This is a genomic window from Geminicoccus sp., from assembly GCF_035556675.1.
Lineage (GTDB): Bacteria > Pseudomonadota > Alphaproteobacteria > Geminicoccales > Geminicoccaceae > Geminicoccus.
Window position 1 is genome coordinate 1 of the sequence record NZ_DATMFZ010000156.1, and the last position, 5,227, is coordinate 5,227.

At 68.1% G+C, this 5,227-nt stretch carries 6 protein-coding genes; 1 reads left to right on the plus strand and 5 read right to left on the minus strand.

Translation table 11 applies throughout. From position 1 onward, the window contains the following. Together VNS22_RS11750 and VNS22_RS11755 are read right to left on the minus strand one after the other, a co-directional pair. Positions 1-284 (minus strand): alpha/beta fold hydrolase (locus tag VNS22_RS11750; RefSeq protein WP_349261772.1); only part of this gene is annotated, 284 nt, incomplete at its 3' end. 188 nt (positions 285-472) lie between these two features. After that, positions 473-889: a hypothetical protein gene (locus VNS22_RS11755; RefSeq protein WP_325732610.1), complete on the minus strand. Its 417-nt coding sequence runs from the start codon at positions 887-889 to the stop codon at positions 473-475. A 259-nt stretch (positions 890-1,148) separates the two neighbouring features. Between VNS22_RS11755 and VNS22_RS11760 the strand changes: the two genes are divergently transcribed. Beyond that, entirely contained in the window at positions 1,149-1,451 is a 303-nt protein-coding gene (locus VNS22_RS11760; RefSeq protein WP_325732612.1) for an SWIB/MDM2 domain-containing protein, read from the plus strand. Between the two features lie 48 nt (positions 1,452-1,499). Here the strand turns inward: VNS22_RS11760 and VNS22_RS11765 are convergent, their stop codons facing one another. The 3 genes from VNS22_RS11765 to VNS22_RS11775 form a co-directional block, all read right to left on the minus strand. Continuing rightward, entirely contained in the window at positions 1,500-4,184 is a 2,685-nt protein-coding gene (locus VNS22_RS11765; protein ID WP_325732614.1) for a hybrid sensor histidine kinase/response regulator, read from the minus strand. Between the two features lie 93 nt (positions 4,185-4,277). Further along, positions 4,278-4,931 (minus strand): hypothetical protein, encoded by a 654-nt coding sequence (locus VNS22_RS11770; protein ID WP_325732616.1) that lies wholly within the window; start codon positions 4,929-4,931, stop codon positions 4,278-4,280. Next, positions 4,928-5,227 (minus strand): response regulator (locus tag VNS22_RS11775; protein WP_325732618.1); only part of this gene is annotated, 300 nt, incomplete at its 5' end. The genes VNS22_RS11770 and VNS22_RS11775, both read right to left, overlap by 4 nt.

Genomic DNA, 5,227 nt, shown 5'->3' on the forward strand with positions numbered 1-5,227 from the left:
CCCCACATGCCGCCGACCGACGATCCGATGACGACGCAGCGCCCGATCTCGAGCCGGTCCAGCAGCTCGACCATGTGCCGGGCCAGATCGGCCAGCGTGCGCGTGCCGTGCGGCAACGGCCCCGACCCGCCATGACCCCACAGTTCCGGCACGATGACCCGGCAGCGGGAGGACAGGACGCGCAGCTGCGGCTGCCACATCCTCCAGTCCCACAAGAACCCGTGGCCCAGCAGGACGGGCAGGCCCTGCCCCGTCTCGACGACGGACAGGACGCTGCCCGCCATCGCCACTTCATGTCGCAAGTTCAGCTGGCCGTCGCCGAGCATCTCGATCTCCGTTCCGTAAGGCGGCGGCACGGATATCCGGGTGACGGTTTCGGATGCGCTTCAGACCGGAGGTGATCGTGTTGCAGATGCAGCATTACGGGCGCCGGATCGGGCCGGCATGGTCCGCCGCCGCTCGCTCGCACCGCCTAGCGATCGGCCACGGCGCGCTGCGCCTGCTGCCGCTCGCCCAGATAGCCGCCCAGCAGGCCGGCCAGGAACGGCAGCAGCCCGCCGGTCAGCAGGTTGCCCAGGGTGAAGGCGCCGCTCAGCAGCAGGCCGATCAGCACGGCGATGGCCGCCGAGATGCCGGGCTCGAGGATCGTCCGGCCGGGCGACTTGCGGCCCACGATGTAGCCACCGACGGCAAAGCTCGCGATGCCGATCAGGGCGACCAGGGCGAGACGTCCGCCGCCCATGGCTTGCGCTGCATCCTGTGGATCGGTGGTGGCCGCGGGCAGGTGGTCGCCCATCAGTGCCACCAGGATCAGGCTCGCCAGGATGTTCAGCCCGAACATGATCGCCACGCCGATCCCGATCCAGCGCCAGTCGAGCTTGCCGAACATGGTGGTGACCCTTCATGCCTCTGGTGGCCGTCCTGCGGGATGCCGGGCGCCGACCAGCACCCGCCCCGCTCCGACAGCAGCGTCGGAGCCTTCCCTGCGTTCCCTCCCCCTTCGCCACGCACACCACGGTCGCGGGGAACCTGCACCCTGTGACGTATTTTTCTCGTGCAGCGGCCTTTTCTCCTGGCAGAACAGTGCCGTTGCCGGAAGAGCGGGCTTCGCGGGCACCGGAGCTGAGCCAAGCGGAAGGACGACTGCCATGCCGACCAAGAAATCTGCCTCGAGCGAAGCGGGCGCCAAGAAGGCGGCCGGGTCGAAGCAGCCCAATGCGCTGCAAAAGCCGGTGAAGCCTTCCAAGGAGCTGGCCGAGGTGGTGGGCGCAGATCCGCTGCCGCGCAGCGAGGTGGTGAGCAAGGTCTGGGACTATATCAAGCAGCACCAGCTGCAGAACCCGGAGAATCGCCGCGAGATCATGGCGGACGACAAGCTGGAGGCGGTGTTCAGCAAGAAGAAGGTGACCATGTTCGAGATGAACAAGCACCTGTCCCGCCACCTGAGCTAGGCCGGCGGAACCGTCGCCGTCCTCCGGGGCGGCGCCCGGCGCATCCCGCTAGACACGGGCCAGGGCACTCGCGACGGCGGCTTCCAGTTCCTCGATCTTGAACGGCTTGCGCAGCACCGCCGTGCCCATGCCGACGGCGTCGATCTCGGCCGTGTCCGCATAGCCGCTCGCGAACACGATCGGCAGGTCGGGCCGCCGCTTGCGCACGATGCTCGCGACCTGAGCGCCGTTCATGCCCGGCATGGCGAAGTCCACCAGCATGAGGTCGGGGTTCACCTCGTCCAGTGCCTGCAGTGCGGCCTGCCCATCCTTGGCCTCGACGACCAGGTAGCCCAGCGTGGCCAGCGAGTTCACGAGGAAGCAGCGCACGTCGGGATCGTCGTCGACCACCAGCACCGTCGCGGCCCTGGCGGCGGCGCCGTCGCCGGCCTGCTCGCCCTGGGGGGGTGCGGCAGAGGCGAGTTCGGCCAGGCACAGCAGGAGGGTGACCACGGTGCCCAGGCCGGGCGTGCTCTGGATGCGCGTCGCGCCGCCGGCCTGGCGGACCATGCCGTAGACCTGGCTCAGGCCCAGTCCAGTGCCCTTGCCCACGTCCTTGGTCGTGAAGAACGGATCGAAGGCGCGCGCCTTCACCTCCGGCGACATGCCGATGCCGTCGTCGATGACCCGCAGCTCCAGATAGTCGCCAGGCACCAGCTCGAGATCGTGCACGACGGTACGGAGACGGGTCTCGATCCTGAGATTGCCACCGTCGGGCATGGCGTCCCGCGCATTGATCGCGAGGTTCAGGACCGCCATCTCGAGCTGGGTCGGGTCGGCGAACACACCTTGCTCGCCTTCCAGCAGGTCCAGCCTGACCCGCACCATCGGCCCCAGCGTGCGCGTCAGCATGTCCTCCATGTCCCGCAGCAGCGCGCTTATCGCCACCGGCCGCAGTTCCAGCCGCTGGGCGCGGGAGAAGGCCAGGAGCTGGGCGGTCAGCTTGACCCCCCGCTCGGCCGCCTGCAGGCCGTTCTCGGCCCAGCGGCCGACCCTCGTGCTATCCTGGGGCTTGCGGCGGATCAGGTCCAGATTGCCGTACACCGCCTGGAGCAGGTTGTTGAAGTCGTGGGCGATGCCGCCGGTGAGCTGGCCGATCGCCTCCATCTTCTGCGCCTGGCGCAGCTGCTCCTCGGCCCGGCGCAGATCCTCCGCCCTGGCCTTCTCCAGGGTGATGTCACGTCCATAGGCGAAGACGAGCCCGTCCTCGTGCGAGGTGTGCCAGGACGTCCAGCGCGTGGTCCCGTCCCGATGCAGGAAGCGGAGCTCGAAGTCCGACAGGTTCTGCGGCCGGGCATCCATCTGCAAGGCTGCCCGGGCGATGGCGACATCGTCGGGATGGAGAAGGTCGAGCACCCGCCGTCCGGCCAGCTCGTCCGGCCGATAGCCCAGGAACCCGGTCCAGGACGGGCTGACCGACCGCAGGATACCGTCCTCGCCGATCACCGCCAGCAGGTCGCGCGAGTTGTTCCATACCCGATCGCGCTCCCTGGTACGCTCGCGGACCCGGGCCTCCAGGGTCTCGGCGAACTGGCGCAGCTTCTCCTGGGCTTCCTTGGCGGCGGTGACATCGTAGATCGCACCGATGAACCGGACGCCCAGGGCGTGGCCCTCGTCGCGGTGCTCGCCGCGTCGGGCGAGCCAGCGCACCTCCCCGTTTTCGGGATGGATGACCCGGAACTCCCGGTAGGAGGAATCGTCGCCCTGGCCGCCGATGAGCGGCGGGTCATCCGGATGGACCACCCCGTTGACGGTGCGCACCGGCAGGGCCTCGCAGGGATGCAGGCCGAGCAGCCGGCAGAACTGATCGGATACCGAGACGGTCCCGAACCCGCTCACATGCTCGAACGTCCCCACCCCTCCCGCGGTCTGGACGATGCGCAGCTGTTCCTCGACCCGCTTCTGATCCGTGATGTCGGTGAGGATGCCTTCGAAGGACAGGAGCTCATGGTCGGCCCCCCGCCGGGTGCCGCCGCGCGCCGCCACCCAGCGCACCGAGCCGTCCGGGTTGATGATGCGGTAGTCCTTCGCGAAGATGTCCGCCCCGTGCATGATGCCGGCCACCGCGATCCGCAGGCGCATGCGGTCCGCGGGATGAACCGGGGCGAAGAAGGCACTGGTGGACAGGCCGTCTGCGGCAGCGTCCGCGGCGAGCCCGTAGAGTTCGGCGAAGCGGGCATCGGCATAGAGCCGCCGGCCCGGCACGTCCCATTCCCATCCTCCGGCTGCCCGCGCCACCGTCCTGGCGCGACGGGCATGCTCGTTCGCCACGCCCTGCTGCTCATGAGGCGCCTCGCGCCGGGGATCGGGCTCCTGCCGGTCCGGCCTGGCCGTCACGTCGGCATGCATGGACAGCAGGAAGACCGCAGCACCCGTCTCGTCGCAGATCGGCGTGAGGTGCAGCCTGTTCCGGAAGATCTCGCCGTTCTTCCGCGCATGGCGCAGCTCGACCGTGACCGGGCGGGCCTCGGCCACCGCAGCCTCGAGCAGGGCAAGGGCGGCGGGATCGGCCTCGGCCGAGCGGAGCAGTCGCCAGTCCCGTTCCAGAAGCTCGTCGCGACGGTAGCCCGTGAGCTGCTCGAACGCGGCATTCACGAAGATCAGCGGCTGGCCCGCTGCCCGATGATCGGTGACCGCGACCGCCTGGCCCGAGTGGGCCAGACTGTCGAGCAGCGTCCCGCACAGCGACTGCAACCTTGCCAGCCTGGCCGTGAGAGGAGCACCTGGGTCGAACTCAGGTCCTGGTTGGTTCACCAGACCCGCTGCCCGCTCGAAAGGCCGACCGGCTCAGCCCTCATGAGCCACATCTTCCGACCCGATGACATGCTCGATGAACTCGGCGATCAGGGCCTTCAGGGTCTGCAGGGACGGCAGGTCCATGATCATCGCAATATAGCCACGAATGTCACGATCGCTGATCGCGAAATTGATGTAGAGAAACAACACTACGCCATCATCGCCCAATGGCGTCGACGTGTCGAAAAGCTGTTGGCTATCACCCCGCAGCAGTTGAGGCAAGGATATGGTCAAGGGCTTGCGCAGCATGTTCGCAATGGTGCCCAGGCAACCATTGAGAACGATGTTGCCGGTTTCCAGAAGGGCCTCCTCCTCGATCTCCCGGGCTTCCTTGCTGGAAAGCTCGTCGCTGGTGACGGCGCGCACCAGTTCCAGGCTGTTGGCTTCCGGGAAGATGAGCAGGGCCCGGCCGGAAAACGCACCCTCGAAATCCTGCCGCACCGCGATCAGCGGAGCACACTCCTGTTCCCGGATGAGCGTCGCCGCCAGAACGCGGTCGACGACCTGGAGGGAGGGGACGGAAAGGAAGACCTGCTCGCCCACCATCGTCCGCAGGCTCACGGCGGCCCGGCTCACGCCGATGTTCACCAGCTCGGTGAGCGCGTCGCGCTCGAGCTCCTCCAGGGCGATGCTCGTCCCGATCATCGGCGCGCGGAGCGAAGCTTGAGGACAGCACCGGACAGAAAGCCGCGAAAGCCTTCCTCGGTGATCGGCTTGCTGACGAACGCGATGTTCGCCGCACGGGCGCGCGCGATCACTTCGTCCTGGACATTGGCCGTGGCCAGCGCCACCGGCATCTTGGGAAACTGCTTGCGGATCTCCTCGCCCAGTTCCAGCCCGTTGCGGCCGGGCATGTTGAAGTCGATGACCGCGACGTCGATGTTGCCTTCCTCCAGCAGGGCCAGGGCCTGGTCGGCATCGGCGGCCTCGATGCGGATCCA